The organism is Rhodococcus sp. A14, assembly GCF_011603105.1.
Classification (GTDB): domain Bacteria; phylum Actinomycetota; class Actinomycetes; order Mycobacteriales; family Mycobacteriaceae; genus Rhodococcus_F; species Rhodococcus_F opacus.
In genome coordinates, this window is record NZ_JAAOQS010000302.1 from 1 (window position 1) to 724 (window position 724).

1 pseudogene is annotated in these 724 nt (G+C 70.4%); it reads right to left on the bottom strand.

The annotated features are described in order from the left end of the window. Positions 1–724: pseudogene (locus tag G9373_RS45530) on the bottom strand (pyruvate dehydrogenase (acetyl-transferring), homodimeric type); the annotation flags it as partial.

Below are 724 nucleotides of genomic sequence, written 5' to 3' on the forward strand. Positions count from 1 at the left end.
GTGTCGGAGAAGCCGAACCCGTCGGTGCCGAGGGTGGTGTACGAGCCGGGGACCCACTGGCGGATCTGGTCGGCGACCGCACGCATCCAGTCCGAGGCCGCCACGAACGGGCCGGCGGCGTCGGACAGGGCCTGCGTGACGTAGGGCAGCGGGGCGTCGGTGCCGGGGTCGCGCAGGGCCTGGCGCTCCGATTCGATGCCGTCGCGGCGCAGTTCACCCCAGGAGGTGACCGACCACACGTCGGCGGCCACACCCCACTCGTCGGCGAGCAGTTCCTGCGCCCGCAGCCCCTCGGGCATGGTGACACCGGAGACCAGGATCTGCGCCCTAGGCGCGGAGCCTGCGGAGTGCCCATGTTGTGGCGCGGAGCCTGCGGAGTGCCCATGTTGTGGCGCGGAGCCTGCGGAGTGCCCGGTTGATGGCGCGGAGTCGCCGGAGGCCTCGGACTTTTTGAACAGGTACATGCCCTTGAGGAGGCCGTCGACGTTGAGGTCGGCGGGTTCGGCGGGCTGGGAGTAGGGCTCGTTGTAGAGGGTGATGTAGTAGAAGATGTCCTCGCCACCGAACCCGTCCACGCCGTCGGTGCCGCCGTACATGCGGCGCAGCCCGTCCTTGACGATGTGCGCGATCTCGTAGGAGAACGCCGGGTCGTAGGCGACGGCGGCCGGGTTGGTCGAGGCCAGCAGCAGCGAGTGCCCGTCGGCGTGCTGGAGGCCTTCGCCGG